Consider the following 14,465-nt stretch of genomic DNA (forward strand, 5'->3'; position numbering starts at 1 on the left):
GCGGATGACGAAAAGTGACAGTTCTGGTCGATTTTAGGCGGACAACGTGTTGAGAATGGCTACCAACTTCGACAGGCCTTGATTGAATTCGGCCTTAGAGAAATGGGCGAAACCAATGATGTAATACCCCGGTTTAACCTGGGTGAACCAGCACCGGTCCATGGCCCGCAGGTAAAGGTGCTGTCGGGCTAAGGCTCGTTCAAATGGCGCAATATTAGCCTCGTTGCACAGGTGAAAGACGATATGGATACCGGCCTCGCCAAACCGGGCCGCCAGTAACCCCTGGTCAATGAATGGTGTTAACCGTTCCTTCAGCAGCGCGTACTTCTGTCGATTCATTTGTAGCGACCGGCGGATATGACGGCTGTAGGCACCCGAGCGAATGAAGTCCGTGGTTGCCGCCTGGGCGATATACGAGACTGAACTACTCTCGTACTCGAACAATCGCCGATAGGTCGGCAATAGCTTTGGTGGCAAGACGATAAAGCTCAGCCGCAAATCGGATGAGATGGTCTTGGAAAAGCCACTCAGGTAGATGACCTGATCGGGCGCCAAGGCCTTTAACGCGGGGACCGGCTTACTTAATACCGAAAACTCACTGTCATAATCGTCCTCGACTACCAGACCCTGCTTGGCCGCCATGACCCGCAACAGCTGGTGCCGTCGATCGATCGCGAGCGGCGCCCCCAACGGAAATTGATGTGACGGGGTCACGTAGACCAGGTCGAGCGGAGCCGCGGCCACCCGGTCACTCTCAATTCCCGCCGTGGCGGTAACCGGAATCGGAATCAATTGAACGCCTTGCCGTTTCAGGGTTTCATAGGCGTTGCGATAGCCGGGGTCTTCAATTCCCAGGGTGACAGGATGCTGAAGCCACCCTCCCACAATCTGGTTGACCACGGTCAAAGATTCCGTGCTCCCCGTGGTGACAACCACCTGATCGGGTTCGCAATGAATCCCGCGTTGCCGCGCCAAAAGTTTAACAATTTCCTCGCGTAGCTCGATGGACCCCTGCCGCCGAATGGCCGTCTTGGCCACGCGATCAAACTGCGACTGAATGGCCGTATTCAATGACCGCTTCCAGGCGCTCTTTGCATGGGTTTCGAGCATTGAAGACGCGTATTGCAGGGAAAAGTCGAAGTCTGGTTGCGCCAGGTCACGGTCATGTTCACTCACATTCTGTAGCGTCACCGCGGTCTTAACGAAGAATCCCTGTTGCGGTCGATTCTCGACCAGGTCCTCAGCCACCAGCAATTCGTAGGCATTTTCAATCGTCCCCTTGGACACCTTGAGCTCATCCGCCAGTGCCCGAATCGATGGGAGTTGCCCCACTAATTCACCACGATGAATTGCCGCCTTCATCTGCGTCGTCAATTGTTCGTAAAGTGGCGTTGCTTCAGCCGTTTTTAGATAATACATCGTTTGGCCTCCTTACCGGTCATCCGTTGATTTCGCCGGGTGCCGTCGTTGCCGACTCACGGCCCGCGTCATCACCCATGTGGTAATGGGCACAGTCAGAATCACACTCACCATGGCAAATAGAATCATCAGAATTTCAGAAACAAAAATTTTATCATTAAATATTTCACCGAATGAGTAATGCACGCCTGTAAACCAAATGAATAGCGCGAGGAATCCCCCAAAGAAGCCAAAGAACAGGGTATTAAACGTTGTCCCGATAATTTGCTTACCAACTAGAATACCCTCACGATACAGGTCGCTGACAGGCACTTGCGGGTGCTGCTGGAGAATCTCGCTTAATCCGGCTGCAATGGCCATGGCCGCCTCCGCAATCGCTCCTAGGGTGCTCAGAATGGCTGTGGCGGTGGTAACCTGGACAAAGTTAATCCCCACTAGCACGGACAAGCCTTCTAGGTCCTCACTGTCCTCGGGGCCAAAGCCCTGAACCAGGCCCCATTGCTCTACGGGAACAATCAGGCAAACCAGGGCCACCAGAACCACCGCGGAGGCAATGAAGGCGACCATACTGGACAGGTCATCCCCACTGCTCATGAAGATGGTTAGGGCCAAGACGAGCATCCCCACCACCAGCGTGACAATTAGGGGTGAAAAGTGAAAGGCCACGAGAACGATGGCCAAGAACAACAGCCCAAAGTTTAGTAACAACGCCAAAAAAGACTGGGCCCCGGCCTTGCCACCCACTAGAATCATTAAAATTAATAAAATGAGGCCTAAAACCGTAATCGCACTCATTTAATCACCTGCTTCCCCATAAACCGACTAGCCAAATAACTCGCTAACGGCACCGCTAAAACAATGCCAATCCCACTGATCAGGCTTTGCACGACCCCCAGCGACATATTCATGGTGAAGGTGTACCCCCAACTGTTGCCATTCTTCAGAAACAGCATCGCCATTGGAAAGGTGTCGGCCACGAAAATAAAGAACAGCACGTTGATCAGTGGTCCCATGATGGTACTCCCAATCTGGCGCCCGGACTTGAAGACTTGACCAGCCGTTAATTCTGGTCGTTCCCGCTTCAAGGCAAAGAGCGACGAAATAATATCGGTCGACTCATCCATGACCGCCCCCAACGAGCCTAACAGCGTCTCGGCTAGAAACAACGGCCGTGGCAATTGGGTCACATACTGCATCGATTCATAGGTCACCCCACGTTCATGGGTGAAATGAAACACCAACAACCCCATGACTAACGCCAGGGTCGTCCCACCAATGGTGGTGGCAAAGGTAATCAGCATCTGGCGGTTCGCTCCGATCACCAGCCAGAGGGTCAGTGCCGCGAAGACTACCGCCAGGCTGCCGAAGATCCACAAGACCTGGGCCCCTTGCGTCGATCCGTTAATCAGGATGGCCACATAAAACAACACCCCGTTCGCAGCGACACTGAGGAAGGCCATGAAGCCGCTGAATTGCAGAATTAATAGCAACAACCCGACGACCAGCCAGATCATGAAGACCAAGGTCGTGTCACGCTTCAGGTCCTTGGCGGTGGCCGTCAACTGCTGACGACTATGGGAATGAATGACCACAAACAGCTGGCTGCCCCGGCGATACCGTTGATCCATCGCTCGCGACTGCGAATAACTATTGCTAATCGTGAGCTTGCGACCTCGATGTGGGCCGTTCAAGATGTGCCCCGTTAATGTTTGGGTCGTCTGGGTATCCTTATTCTGGAAATCATCTGTCATCGTGGTTCGCTTGCCGGTCTGCACGTTCGTGACCCGCATGATTGGATCATGATACAACGCCGCGTCGTGCTGAGTCCCCCACACAAGTAGGCCACCCAACACGAGGGTTAGTGCCCACATCCAGATGCGACCGGACCTCGTTTTTAAGAATTGCACATGCTTCGTCCCCTTCTATATTGCTCATATTTCCAATATACCACTCTCAAACCCGGATTTTTTCTTCCTAAAAAATTTTAAGCAAATCACAGGGAAACCATGCTCACCACGGACTGTCATTCCTTCGGGCATGACGAAAAGCCGGTACCCCCTTGCATTTTCTATAGAAAAACAGTAGAATAACAGTCGATTGTTATTTTAATTAAGTGAGGGTTTACTAATGAAAAAAGCACATCCAAATGGCGTTCAAGGCCGTCGGAAGGTTAACCGTAAAAAGGACCGGAAGCGCCGCGACGAAATTTCAGACTTACAACGTTGGTTAAAGAACAAGAAGTAGTCTGACGCCTATACCAAAAAGAAGCATTGACCTCCGGGTCAATGCTTCTTTTTTTGCTTGTCGTTAATCAACCACCAACACGCTGGTATCGGAGTGTTGCACCACATAGGTTGTGGTTGCGCCCATGATGGCCCGGCCAATCCCATGCGATCCCGAACGCCCGATGACCGTCAGGCTGGTGTCAAAGTCTTCGGGCAAGACCTGAGCAATCGTTGGCTTAGGTAAGCCCACCTTGAAGCTCGTGCTAGCCTTCACGCCGGCTGCGGCGGCCTCATCGGCAGCCTGCTTGAGATAACCCGCGGCTTCCTCTCTGAAATGGTCCATGATTTCACCGCCAAATTTGGCGCCATAATGGTTATAGCTCTGATCCGTTGCCACGGCCACGATGAAAAGCTCTGATCCTAAAATCTTCGCCAAGGCAATGGCTTCCGTGACGGCGGCGTGAGCATTCTTACTGCCATCAGTGGGGACTAAAATTCGTTCATACATGCAATCCCTTCCCTTCAGTTCAGTTCATCCACTTACCTAGTTTCATCATACCAATTTTCTCCGGACTAGCAAGGATTCCCGCCACTAAATCAGTGAATTAAATGGCCGAGTCTCATTACCCGGTTAGAGGGTAGTTTGTGGTAAGATGAATCAAGTAAATTACTGACCAAGGGATGGATCTAATATGAAAAAGCTTCTACTTATTTTCGGCGGCCTGCTGACGCTTACCCTGGCTGGCTGTTCGAGTAATCAATTAACCACGAATCACCAAAGTTACCAGCCGACGGCGTTGACCGCCGTTATCAAGGGGCAAGCCTCGGCCAAACACGTCACCTATCGGATCGATAATGGGACCAGCCAAACGGCCAATCTGAAAGGTGGCACCTACTTCTTCCAAGTCCCAGCCGCCACCAAGAACCAAACGGTCAAGATTACCGCGGGTTCCGCGCACAAGACGGTCACGGTGAAGAAGGTTGCCGCCTTAGGTAACTACAAGAAAATCGCCGCCAGTTACAACCAAATGGCCACCGCCAGCTACCTGCCGGCTAAAACGCAGAAAGACCTGCAGAATGCCCAGACCAACCAAGCGGCCACCAAGAAGAAATTGGCAGCCCTAGCTCAGACCGACCCAGCGGCCGCTGCAGCCGCGGTTCAACAACAGAAGGCCGCTGGCCAGAAGTTGCAACAGAGCCTGGCAACGGCTAAGAAGCAGGCCAAGGACGACCTGCTGCCGACGACCACCACTACCGGTCTGCATAACCTCGCAACTACCAAGTACACCACGGTTCGTGGGAACGTTCAGGCTGATCATTTAATGGGCTTAGCCCTCTTAGTCCCCACCAAGGAAATGAAGACAAAGACCGGCCAGAAGAAATTCATCACGACCTTCGCTTTGCTCGGCAATGCCCTGGGGACAAAGCCCAAGAGTGTGATGAAGCAGTTCGAAAAGGTCATGAAGGATGCCAAGAAGAATAGTTCCTCCACCACGACGAAGACCATTCATTCCAATGGCGTTCGCTTCAACGTTGGGTTCTCAACCGACCACCTCTACATTTACATGACCAAATAACTGTTTACCCAAGCCGACATGAAATTGTCGGCTTTTTTTACGGCCTCCTTCGCCGTTTAGAAAACAAGCTGACTTATCTTAACCCAATGTGCGCGAGCACAATCATTTTTATCCCCACTGGTCAGGCCGCATAATAACGGTATGCTGAGGTCATGAAGACCCGCCGCCATTAACCCGGCCAACTTCGTGAGGCTCAACAGAATATGCATTTCCAGGGGGAGTTAATATGCAGAATGAAGATCGCGTGTTTGAAGCGTTCTTGCGGCAATATCGGGAGATTTTTCGCGTCCTGATCAACGCCGCAGAACAGATTACCAGTCAGTACTCAGTCAGTTTTGAACAATATTTACTTTTAAAACAAATTCATGAGCAACGTAACATCACGCTGAGCGAATTGGCCGATTCCACTCGAACCACCCGTTCAGCCGCCGCTCGTAAGCTTCGGGCACTCCTGCTCGATGGCTTTGTGGAACAAGAAGCCAAGTTGGATGACCGCCGGGTTAAGTATCTCCGGTTGACCACGAAGGGGACCAACGTGGAAAGAGATATCCGCCAAGCCTTCTTGCAAAGTGCCCAAGCCTGGGAAGAAATCCCTACCAGCCTGACCTCCGAAAATATCAATGCCTTCTTTACCCAATACCAAGCCAACATTGCCACCTGGGATCGGACCCGGCCTAAGTTTCATCGGCCTGTCATCAGTGCCAAGAAACGGGCCTTTGGCGACGATTAATAATCGCTAAAAAGAGCTGAGTTCATCTCAACTCTTTTTTAGGTTGAACGCCGTCAAAAAAATTCCTTTTTCTTCACAAATGGGTTAGTCTTTTAGTAATCACACAAATTTTAGGAGGATTTCGTATGCGACTTAATCATTTTACGTCTGATACAGCAGCCGGAGGGGCCACCAAGGACTTCCCGGTAAACGACCAGCAACTGACTCAAGACTTGTATGACGCCGTGAACGGTGCCTGGGCGGACCAGGCCACCATTCCCGGTGACCATGCGTCAACCGGTGGTTTCATGGACTTGGTTGATAACATCGAAAAGACTCTGATGACTGACTTTAGCGACCTGCTAGCCGGCAAAATGACGCCCGCTAACGATGAAATGGCCGCCTTCAAACGACTCTACGCCCAAGCCAGCGACTTCAAGCAACGGGAAGCCACCGGAACGGCGCCCCTGAAGCCCTACCTTGACCGCATCACGGCCTTAACCGATCTCGATGACCTGAACCGTCACTTGGTTGACTTCATCAAGGTCGGTCTCCCAACGCCAATTGAGTTTGGCGTGGAACCCGACATGAAGGATACCAGCAACTATGCGTTGTACCTAGATGCTCCTAACCTCTTCTTGCCCGACAAGACCTACTACGAAAAGGACAATCAGGCGGCGGCACAACTCATGCCAATCTTTACCACCACGGCAGAGAAACTGTTAGGGATGGTCGGTTACACCAGTGATGACGCCCAAAAGATTGTGGCGGACGCCAAGGCCTTTGATGCCAAGATTGCCCCTCACGTCAAGTCTTCCGAGGAAGCCGCAGACTATGTCAAGGTTTATAACCCCCGGGAAACCAGTGCTGTGGCCAAACAGGTGACACATTTGGACTTAACGGGAACCATTAAGGCCCTGTTAGGCGACGTGCCCGAGCAATCTATCCTGCCACAACCAATCTTCTTTGATGCCACCAATGACCTGATCACGCCTGCTAACTTTGACCTGATCAAGCACTGGATGCTCGTGAAGACGGTCTTTGATGGGACCGGCGCCTTGACGGAAGACTTCCGCCAAGTTGGTGGGACCTACCGTCGGGCGCTATCCGGCCAAAAGCAGGCACGTTCCAAGGAAAAGGCGGCCTTCTACCTGGCTACCGGAACCTTCTCCCAAGTCGTTGGTGACTACTACGGCCGGAAATACTTCGGCGAAGCCGCCAAGGCCGACGTTCGCAAGATGGTCCTAAAGATGACGCACGTTTACCAACAACGCCTGAAGGCCAACGATTGGCTCAGCACCGCCACCAGCGAGAAGGCCATCGTTAAGCTGCAAAAGCTGACGATTAAGGTTGGTTACCCGGACGCCATCGACCCACTCTACCGCAAGTACCGGGTCGATCCCGACAAGTCATTGTTCGATAACCTGCAGGCCATCAGCGAAGTCGCCATTCAAAACTATTACGGCCACTGGGGCAAGCCCGTCGATCGCGAGCGCTGGGACATGAGTGCCAACACGGTTAACGCCTACTACTCCCCATCCAACAACGAGATTGTCTTCCCGGCTGCCATCTTACAGGCACCGTTCTACAGCCTGGACCAATCCAGTAGCGCCAACTATGGCGGGATTGGAGCCGTCATCGCCCACGAAATCTCTCACGCCTTTGACAACAACGGGTCACAATTCGACGAATTCGGGAATCTAAACAATTGGTGGACGGATGCCGACCTGGAATACTTCCAAGGCCTGTCCAAGGCCATGATTAACGAATTCGATGGCATCGAGTTCGCCGGCCAAAAGGTTAACGGGAAGCTCACGGTTTCCGAAAACATTGCCGATGCCGGCGGGCTGAGCTGCGCGCTCGAGGCCGCCAAGTCGGCCGATGACGTCGACCTGCGGGCCTTCTTCATCAACTGGGCCAACGTCTGGCGGATGAAGGCCACCACGGAATACATGCAACTCCTGTTGTCGATCGATGTTCACGCGCCTGCTAAATTGCGGGCCAACGTGCAGGTCAAGAACCTCGACGACTTCTACACGACATTTAACGTGCAACCGGACGATGCCATGTATCTGGCTCCTGCAGACCGGGTTAAAATTTGGTAGTCTGTTAACATTTTCGTTCATTGGTCCGCCTTCGGCCACCAGGAGCGGTCGCCATGGGAACCGCCCGAAGCCGGTAAACCACCGTCTTCCGGCTCGACTTGAAGCCGAGAATTTCACTCGTCTCCAAGCTCGTTCCGCGCTGTAAGGTGAGACAGTTCCTCACCTAACACCGCCACCACCGCTGACCTCTCCTGGCGGCCTACGGCTCAGATTGGTAGACATTCACCAAATTAAGATATCGAGCTAACTAGCTGGTTAGCCTCAACTGCACCAAAAAGGAGTCGCTATCGTCTAAAACAAGACGATAGCGACTCCTTTACTTTTGTTTAGCTGGCCACTAGTTCTGCCAGTTCACGTGTCTTAGGATTTTCTGGTCAACCTATTCGGCCGCACCCTCAACATCTTCTTCGGCTTCCTCTTCAGAAATAACCTGAATCGCCTTAGGCGTACCGATAACCAGTCGCTTAACCAGGGGCATCACAAACATCCCCCGGACAAAGAAGGCCATCGTGAAGTCCCCAAAGAACGAGAGGATGAACGTGACCGGCGTCATCGCGGATAACTCCCCGTTAACCACCAAGGCCAACGTGCTCATGGTGAAACACATCACGGAAATCATGGTCCAACTGCGAATCGTACTGCTCCGCGTGGTGATTTCGTCCGCATCCGTTAAATTTCGGGTGCCCAACTTAATCATCAGCTTGGCCACGTTTGAGGCCACTAGCACGTTCCACATGATGGCGAAAGCCAACGTTGGCAAAATACTCGTGGCATAGGTCCGCCAAAATTCCGGATTGAGACCGGTACTCTTGGCCATGCCGATCCAACTCATAATACTGGCCATAAAGGTGGTCATGGTAATCGAAAATAATAATCTTTGCTTTGAATTCACGTTATGATCTCCTATTCAGTTGATAAAGCAACTATAAATCCAGTATACACCAATTAGTTTAATTGTCAACTATATGCTATACTAAGACCCAAAGGACGGTGTCCCTATGGAAATCACACAACTCAGTAAAATCATTGGCATCTTACACCGACGATTTCAAACCATGATTAGTCATGAACTGGACTTCCCGGCATTGAGTACCACGAATGCCAACTTTCTCCTCTTCATCAGTGAGCACGACCACATTACCGCTAAGCAACTCTCGAATGAGCTGGCCATCAATAAGGGCCTGGTCAGTCGCGAAATGACCCGACTGGAAACGGCCGGCTACATTACCCGCCAGGCCGACGCCACCGATCACCGGATCACCTGGATTACCCTCACGCAGACGGGCCAGGAGACCGCTGTGGCCGTTCGGGCCATCATGACGAGTATCTGGCAGGAAGTCCTCGAAACGACGCCTGAGGCCGATGTGCTGGCCACCTATGGTCATCTGGCCGAATGGCGGCGCCAGGCTGACCGGTTGGCCGACCAGAAACGACAAACGACCGAAAAAGATTAAGCGAGTCACTAAACACACCCCACAAAAAAGGATCGAGACGGCTTAGTCTCGATCCTTTTATCTGTTATCAATTAAATTAAGTCGTACTGTCCCGCTTCACAATTTTGGTCCCGATCGTCATTCGTTGTGGCGTGGTCCGCCCGTTATTATACCGGTCGGCCACCAAGTCCACGGCTGCGCTACCTAAGAGTTCGGTGTCCACGTGGACGCTGCTTAACTCTGGAAAGACGAACTTGGCGATGGTGGTGTCGTTAAAGCTCATGACACTCACCCGCTGGGGAACGGCAATTCCCTGTTCATGCAGGGCCTTAAGGGCCCCAGCCGCCATGGGATCGTTGGTCACGAAGAAGGCTTCGGGTAAATCCGAACCAAGTTGCTTAATCGCCGTCATCATCGCGTCGTAACCGGACTGATTGGTGTAGTCCCCGGGGAAGATCAGTGCGGGGTCAAACGCTCCGTGGTCTTGCATCCCGTGTTTGAAGGCCAGGTACCGCGGATCGACCACCGCCAACTTCTCATCGGTGGTCCATTCAGTCCCGTATAATAACCCAATCCGTCGTTGACCGGCTTCCCAAAAACCATCGATCACTTGCTTCACGGCAATATCGAAATCCGTCACGACACTATCATAGCCTTCCGCTAACTGATCCTGATCGACGAAGACCAGGTTCGGGGTTAGCTGGGCCATCGTTGCCACCTGCTGGGGACTAAACTTCCCAATCGCGATAATGGCATCGACGTCGGCATCGATGGAACTCAGATCGCTGTGAAAGGTCCGCGTGGCCAAGAAGTGGCGTTCTTCACACCGCTTCTCAAGGCCTAAACGAATCGACATGTAATACAAGTCATCCAGTTCCTTGGTCTTGGAATACCATTGCACGATGGCAATCTTTAATTCCCTGGTCACGGGAACCGGCCGCCGCTTGAATTTGGAATAATTCAGCCGTTCGGCCACCTCGAAGATTTGTTTCCGCGTGGACTCGCTCACGGACAAGGTCCGGTCATAGTTGAGAACGCGAGAAACCGTCGCCAAGGACACCCCGACTGTTTGGGCAATATCTTTTAACGTTGCTGCGATGATTCCTCACCTCCCTTTCCGACTAAACCTGGGCAATAAACTTATCTAGAGCCGCTTGACCGGCGGCGTCACGCTTGAAGACCCCGGCGTCGGCCAGGACTCGGGCGAAGACGTCCCCAATTGCTTGGTGTAAGACTTCAGTGACGTTCTCTGCCGTCAACTGATGATCTTGCTTAATCTGGTCGGCCCAGGCCCGGTGCATGTCCGCCATCTCATTGGGTTCATCCAACAAGTACTTCGTGACCTCGGCCATTTCTGACTTCAACCGTGCTGGTAAAATAGCTAGGCCCATCACTTCAATCAGACCAATGTTTTCCTTCTTGATATGTTGAACATCCTGGTGTGGATGGAAGATCCCGTCAGGATAGGTCGTTGACGTTTGGTTGTCTCGCAGGACAATATCCAAAGCGTAATCGTCGCCCTTTCGGTAGGCAATCGGCGTCACCGTGTGATGGCGCGTGCCGTCCGTGTAGGCTCGAACATCGTCCGACTCATCGGAGTAGTCAATCCAGCTGTTTAGAATCTTCGTAGCCGCGGTAATGAGGGGTTCCGGTTGACTCCCGGTCAAGCGAATATCCGTCATTGGCCAATCCACGACACCGGCGTCGACGCCGGCAATCCCCAGGTCGATGGCCCGGTCCACTGGGGCCTTCATCATTGGAAAGTCGTGCTTCCCACCTTGATAATGGTCATGGGTGAGCATTGAGCCCCCCACAATCGGCAGGTCGGCGTTACTCCCAACGAAGTAGGTTGGGAATTGACGAACAATTTCCAACAGGTTCGTGAAGGTATGTTGGTTGATCAGCATTGGTCGGTGTTCCTGGGCCAAGAAGATCGCGTGCTCTGAGAAGTAGGCGTATGGCGAGTACTGGAAGCCCCAGGTCTCGCCGCCCAGCATCATCCGGATAATCCGGTGATTACTCCGGGCGGGATAGCCCAAGCGGCCCAAGTACCCTTCGTTCGTCATGCAAAGTTGATCCAAAGGATAGCTGGTCGACTTCTGCTTCAACGCCGCAGCAATGGCCTTCGGGTCCTTCTCTGGCTTGGACAGGTTGATGGTGATTTCTAACTCACCGGCAGCCGTTTTGGCGGGAAAGACCACGTTTTTGGCAATGTTGCGTGTCTTAATGTAATTGTTCTTTTGGCTTAATTGATAGAACCAGTCGGTGGCAGCGCTGGGATTCTTTTGATACCGATCCCAGAAACCGCGATTTAAAGCGGATGGTAGTGGCGTCATCAGATCCATCAATTGTGATTCCAAGATTTCTCTGGGACTCGCAGAATCCTCAATCTTACCGTGCTTAACCGCCGTTTCAATCATGGCGCTAACCAGATCAATCGGTTCGGTACTGGTCGCAACCTCGGCTTGACCATCGCCAATGAGGGCAAAGATCCGGTTGGTAACGTACTGCCGATCCAACTCCGTATAGGGTGCTGGCGATGCCACAACGGCATCGATAAAGGTTTGAATCGTGTCTTCAGTCATTACTTCGTCTCCTCAGTCCGGTCAGCATAGCCTTGTGGATGCGTTTGCTTCCAGTTCCAGGCCGTGCGAATAATGTCTTCAACGTTATCAAATTGTGGCTTCCAGTTCAGGACCTTACGTGCCTTGTCGCTGGCAGCAATCAAGGTACTTGGGTCACCGGCACGACGAGGTGCCATCTTGGCTGGAATTTCCTTGCCCGTGACCTTACGAGCGGCTTCCAACATTTCCTTGTTGGAGAAACCAGTTGAAGAGCCGAGGTTGAAGGCATCGCTGTCATGACCGGCCTTCAGGTATTCCAAGGCTAAAATGTGGGCGTCGACCAGGTCAACAACGTGGACGTAGTCCCGCACGTTAGTCCCATCCTTGGTTGGGTAGTCGCTCCCGAAGATGGCTAATTCCTTGCGTTCGCCGGCGGCCACCTGCAAGATAATTGGAATCAAGTGGGTTTCTGGATGGTGGTCTTCACCAATGCTTCCGTCTTCCTTAGCCCCAGCAACGTTGAAGTACCGCAGCGCAATAAACTTGATGCCGTAAGCTTCGTCAGACCAGTGCATGATCTTTTCCATCATCAGCTTGCTTTCACCGTAAGGATTCGTTGGAATTTGCGGGTCGGTTTCCTTAATTGGAATTTGCTTAGGTTCGCCGTACGTGGCGGCCGTTGAGGAGAAGACAATTCGCTTAACATTATGCTTGTTCATGACTTCCAGTAAGGAAACCATGCCGGCCGTGTTGTTGTCGAAGTACTTCAATGGCTTTTCCATCGATTCTGGCACGATTGAGAAGGCGGCGAAGTGCATCACGCCTTCGATGTCTTCCTTATCAAACACATCGTTCAAGAATTTTTGATCATGAACGTCACCTTCGTAGAACCGGGCCTTGCTGTTAACGGCTGCCCGATGGCCAGTGACTAAGTTGTCAACAACGGCAACGTCATAACCCTTTTCGATTAAACGATCAACGGCGTGAGAACCGATATAACCGGCACCACCTAATACTAAAACTGTCATTGTTCAATTCCTCCTCTTATGTCTTTACGTCTTTATTTTACGCTAATTAACTAAAATCTTGTAGGCCACACCTCAAACAAAAATGGCCGGCGATCGGGTCACACGCAGCGGAGTTACTCACACAACGTTGACCCAATCCCGCCAGCCATTCTTGACTTGAAAGTTAAATTACTTGGTTAATTCTGAAGGGCCATCGGCAATTTCGGCCACGTAGAATTCGGCTGGATAGCCAATCGTGTCTTCGTAAACCTTGCCAACCTTGGCCTCGAAGTCCTTAACGTTGTTCTTGTTGACGATAGCAATCGCACAGCCACCGAAGCCGGCACCGGTCATCCGGGCGCCCAAGACGCCAGGTTGTTCCCAGGCCGTTTCAACCAACGTATCCAGTTCCTTACCGGTTACGGCAAAGTCGTAATGTAAGGAGACGTGCGAAGCGTTAACCAAGTGGCCGAAGCTGTCCATGTCACCCTTTTGCAGAGCGGCGAAGGCCTTCAACGTCCGTTGGTTTTCGAAGACCGCGTGACGGGCCCGCTTGATTAAGGTTTCATTGTTAATCAGGTAAGCGTTTTGGTCGAATTCGTCTTCATTCAGATCCCCAAGGGTCTTGATGTCCAACTTCGTTTGCAAACGACGCAAAGCCTCTTCACATTGGGCCCGCCGTTCGTTGTACTTGGAATCGGTCAGCTCACGACGCTTCTTCGTGTTCATGATAACGACCACGTTGTCGCCCAGGTCTAGGGGTGCGTATTCATAGTCCATGGTGTTGGTATCCAACAGGATGGCTTGGTCTTTCTTCCCCATGCCAATGGCAAATTGGTCCATGATCCCGGTGTTCAAACCGAAGTAATCATTTTCAACTTGTTGGCCGACCTTGACCATTTCAACTTCGTCCAACTTCATGTCGTAACCGGCGTGAAGAATTTCACCCATCAGCATTTCCATTGAAGCGGATGAGGACAAGCCGGAAGCATCTGGCAAGTTCCCATGGACGTAGAGGTCAAACCCATGGTCGATGGTCAAGTCTTGCTTAGCCAGTTCGAACAGCATCCCCTTCAGGTAGTTAGCCCAGTTGTCGGCCTTGTCAAAGGCCAAGTTATCCAAGGAGAAGGTTAAGACCCCGGCATCTGGCACATTAGCTGAGTAAACGCGGAATTCGCGGTCGTCCCGAGCTGAGTAGGCAGCGTACGTTCCCATGCTGATAGCGGCTGGGAAGACGTGGCCACCATTGAAGTCGGTATATTCACCGATCAGGTTAATCCGACCGGGGGCAAAGAAGACCCGTTCTGGTGCGACGTTAAACTGTTCTTGATATTCAGATGCAAGGGTAGCATAATCCATGGCTATTAACTCCTTCGTAGTTTTAGTAAAACTTTTACCATTATCATAGGCGCTTCAATGGTGCTTG

General features: G+C 52.0%; 13 protein-coding genes. 4 read left to right on the forward strand and 9 right to left on the reverse strand.

Annotation, left to right across the window (positions count from 1 at the left end):
* Positions 1-33: 33 nt before the first annotated feature.
* The 4 genes from pdxR to EKM96_RS02865 form a co-directional block, all read right to left on the reverse strand.
* Positions 34-1,419, reverse strand: a complete 1,386-nt coding sequence (gene pdxR, locus EKM96_RS02850; protein WP_125639439.1) for a MocR-like pyridoxine biosynthesis transcription factor PdxR — start codon at positions 1,417-1,419, stop codon at positions 34-36.
* A 12-nt stretch (positions 1,420-1,431) separates the two neighbouring features.
* Positions 1,432-2,214 (reverse strand): YibE/F family protein, encoded by a 783-nt coding sequence (locus tag EKM96_RS02855; RefSeq protein WP_125639442.1) that lies wholly within the window; start codon positions 2,212-2,214, stop codon positions 1,432-1,434.
* Positions 2,211-3,290 carry a YibE/F family protein gene (locus tag EKM96_RS02860; RefSeq protein ID WP_125639665.1) on the reverse strand — a complete coding sequence of 360 codons (1,080 nt, stop codon included), beginning with the start codon at positions 3,288-3,290 and terminating at the stop codon, positions 2,211-2,213. The genes EKM96_RS02855 and EKM96_RS02860 overlap by 4 nt, the downstream gene beginning before the upstream one ends.
* Positions 3,291-3,726: 436 nt before the next feature.
* Complete coding sequence (locus tag EKM96_RS02865) at positions 3,727-4,152, reverse strand: universal stress protein (protein WP_125639445.1); 426 nt, start codon at positions 4,150-4,152, stop codon at positions 3,727-3,729.
* 184 nt (positions 4,153-4,336) lie between these two features.
* On the opposite strand from EKM96_RS02865, the gene EKM96_RS02870 reads away from it, so the two are divergent.
* The 3 genes from EKM96_RS02870 (at position 4,337) to EKM96_RS02880 (ending at position 8,035) form a co-directional block, all read left to right on the forward strand.
* Positions 4,337-5,221 carry a hypothetical protein gene (locus tag EKM96_RS02870; RefSeq protein WP_125639448.1) on the forward strand — a complete coding sequence of 295 codons (885 nt, stop codon included), beginning with the start codon at positions 4,337-4,339 and terminating at the stop codon, positions 5,219-5,221.
* A gap of 226 nt (positions 5,222-5,447) precedes the next feature.
* Positions 5,448-5,951, forward strand: a complete 504-nt coding sequence (locus EKM96_RS02875; protein ID WP_125639451.1) for a MarR family transcriptional regulator — start codon at positions 5,448-5,450, stop codon at positions 5,949-5,951.
* Between the two features lie 125 nt (positions 5,952-6,076).
* On the forward strand, positions 6,077-8,035 hold the full coding sequence (locus EKM96_RS02880) for a M13 family metallopeptidase (protein WP_125639454.1): 1,959 nt from the start codon (positions 6,077-6,079) through the stop codon (positions 8,033-8,035).
* A gap of 379 nt (positions 8,036-8,414) precedes the next feature.
* Here the strand turns inward: EKM96_RS02880 and EKM96_RS02885 are convergent, their stop codons facing one another.
* Positions 8,415-8,927 (reverse strand): hypothetical protein, encoded by a 513-nt coding sequence (locus tag EKM96_RS02885; RefSeq protein ID WP_125639456.1) that lies wholly within the window; start codon positions 8,925-8,927, stop codon positions 8,415-8,417.
* A gap of 106 nt (positions 8,928-9,033) precedes the next feature.
* On the opposite strand from EKM96_RS02885, the gene EKM96_RS02890 reads away from it, so the two are divergent.
* Positions 9,034-9,489 carry a MarR family winged helix-turn-helix transcriptional regulator gene (locus tag EKM96_RS02890; RefSeq protein ID WP_125639459.1) on the forward strand — a complete coding sequence of 152 codons (456 nt, stop codon included), beginning with the start codon at positions 9,034-9,036 and terminating at the stop codon, positions 9,487-9,489.
* A gap of 76 nt (positions 9,490-9,565) precedes the next feature.
* Here EKM96_RS02890 and EKM96_RS02895 read toward each other — a convergent pair whose 3' ends face one another.
* The 4 genes from EKM96_RS02895 to EKM96_RS02910 all read right to left on the reverse strand — a co-directional run bounded on the left by EKM96_RS02895 (position 9,566) and on the right by EKM96_RS02910 (position 14,398).
* On the reverse strand, positions 9,566-10,567 hold the full coding sequence (locus EKM96_RS02895; protein ID WP_125639462.1) for a LacI family DNA-binding transcriptional regulator: 1,002 nt from the start codon (positions 10,565-10,567) through the stop codon (positions 9,566-9,568).
* A gap of 22 nt (positions 10,568-10,589) precedes the next feature.
* Positions 10,590-12,053: a UDP-glucose--hexose-1-phosphate uridylyltransferase gene (locus tag EKM96_RS02900; RefSeq protein WP_125639465.1), complete on the reverse strand. Its 1,464-nt coding sequence runs from the start codon at positions 12,051-12,053 to the stop codon at positions 10,590-10,592.
* On the reverse strand, positions 12,053-13,060 hold the full coding sequence (gene galE / locus EKM96_RS02905) for a UDP-glucose 4-epimerase GalE (RefSeq protein ID WP_125639468.1): 1,008 nt from the start codon (positions 13,058-13,060) through the stop codon (positions 12,053-12,055). Before galE ends, EKM96_RS02900 begins: the two co-directional genes overlap by 1 nt.
* 168 nt (positions 13,061-13,228) lie before the next feature.
* Positions 13,229-14,398 (reverse strand): galactokinase, encoded by a 1,170-nt coding sequence (locus EKM96_RS02910; RefSeq protein WP_125639471.1) that lies wholly within the window; start codon positions 14,396-14,398, stop codon positions 13,229-13,231.
* Positions 14,399-14,465 lie beyond the last annotated feature (67 nt).

The organism is Levilactobacillus tangyuanensis (assembly GCF_003946545.1).
Lineage (GTDB): Bacteria > Bacillota > Bacilli > Lactobacillales > Lactobacillaceae > Levilactobacillus > Levilactobacillus tangyuanensis.